This window comes from Bradyrhizobium sp. (assembly GCF_049586575.1).
Classification (GTDB): Bacteria; Pseudomonadota; Alphaproteobacteria; order Rhizobiales; family Xanthobacteraceae; genus Bradyrhizobium.
On record NZ_JBAVCF010000687.1, the window covers coordinates 1 to 1,842 of the forward strand.

Consider the following 1,842-nt stretch of genomic DNA (forward strand, 5'->3'; position numbering starts at 1 on the left):
GAGTGATGCCGTCCCTCCACGCCGCAGCGAATACTAGCCGGCGCGATATTTCGGCGGGGGCGGATTTGCGGGTGCTTGGGAATGTTCTGCGCCATACTGTCCTTGCAGCTCTCCAATCACGGCCGAAGAGTTTTTGCCAGAGACTTGCGCTTCGGAGAGTGTTCGCAGCGAGCCGAAGTTCAGCGGAAGAAGGCAGAGATTGTATTAAGTGAGGAGTTGCTGGGTCTTCAAATTTCGCTTGCTCGGCGGCTAAACGGGCTTCGGCGGCGGCGGCGGCTGCGTGAGTCAAAATATCAATGGCCGCATCATCAAGAGTAGCCAATCGCAGCGGCAAGCGCTCTATAGGAAGGGCGGCTGCGTGAAGAAGGAAACCCGTGACCATAGCCTCAGCCCTGGCGCTGAAGTCGCGCTCAATGCCGGGTACGAAGGTAGCAAACACGTCTGATATGAGCTGGACAGTGCGAACCCAGGACTTAGCCTCGGCCTGAGATTTTCGGCATTCTGCCTCCAACTGGCGAAGGGACAATTCTGCGACGTCCAACTCTTGGGCGACCGTGATGACCGAAGCAGCCGGCTCACACTGGGCGGCCAATTTCTGTGGGTCACAGAGCGGCAGCAGTGACGCATTCGTCCGGTCAGCTTCAAGGACCACTTCGGCCCAGCGTTTAAGTGACGTCGCGATATCATCCTCGGTAGCTCGTGTGAGAACGGCGTCGTTAACCTCCTCAGCGGGATCTGGTACCGTAAGAGCGATAGCTGCCACTTGCTCAAAATCCTTAATGCAAATTGGCTTTGTCCATCCAGGAGCACTTAGCGCATCCACCATGTTACAAAGTTGGTCGAGCCGGGCTCCCCAAGCGTCTACCAAGGTGACGGCCTTAGCACGGTCGAACCGTGTGAGGTTGAGATTACCGACGCCGCGCCATGGCTGACGGGCGGGGTCGGCGAACACGCCCATTGATGCCACCAAGTCATCCAGCGCCCGCCCGGCGGCGATATAACCTCCCAACTTGAAACGATCAGTGTCGAGTGGACTAGGCAGGCGAAATTCTCGAACACTCTCAGGCACCGTCGTCGGCAGATCAGAACGTGCAGAATCGGCCCATAGAATCTGATGGATGGTCAGACCCGTATCGCCAGCTAGACTGTTTATCAAAGCGGAGTATTCACTCAATCTCTTACGAGATTCCTGAAGCGCATTGCGTGCGCTCTCGGCTTCGTGTGAGTTTGATCGAGGTCGATTACCGTCCATCCTGTCGCGAATCGCTTTCAGCACCAAAGACTTGGACGCCTTCGCCGAATGAACCTCAAGACAGAAACGGCCGAGCTGCATGCTGTCGAGACGATCCTTAACAACATTCAATGCAGCCATTTTTTCGGACACGAATAGCACTGTTTTTCCATGCCATAGGGCGTTGGCGATTATGTTTGTAATGGCCTGCGATTTTCCTGTACCGGGCGGCCCTTGAATGACTAAATTCTTTCCGCTTGTCGCATCAATAACGGCACTGAGCTGAGAAGCATCCGCGTCGGTTATTAGTGCAGGTGCCTGCTGCTCCATCTCGGGGAGATCAACATCGTACACAGGTGCGGTGGCGCCGGCGTTTTCGCCTGCGACGTCACCGTAAATCTGGCCCAGAAGAGGATGGCCTTCGGGGCGAGCCGCATCCGGCCATTTCGACGGATCTAAATCCGCCCACATCACTTGTCGGGCGAACGAGAAGAGTCCAATCGTTATAAAGCGCCGAACTTTCCAGCGAGGCCGATTGACGAGGCTTTCGGTAATGCGTCGAAAGAAATCTTCGATTCCATTTTCAGGGTCATATTCAGGCAGTTCCAAAC

Annotated in this window: 1 pseudogene; it reads right to left on the bottom strand. The window is 55.6% G+C overall.

Features of this window, described 5'->3' with window-relative positions:
* Positions 1-1,842, bottom strand: a pseudogene (locus tag WB528_RS25110) (hypothetical protein); the annotation flags it as partial.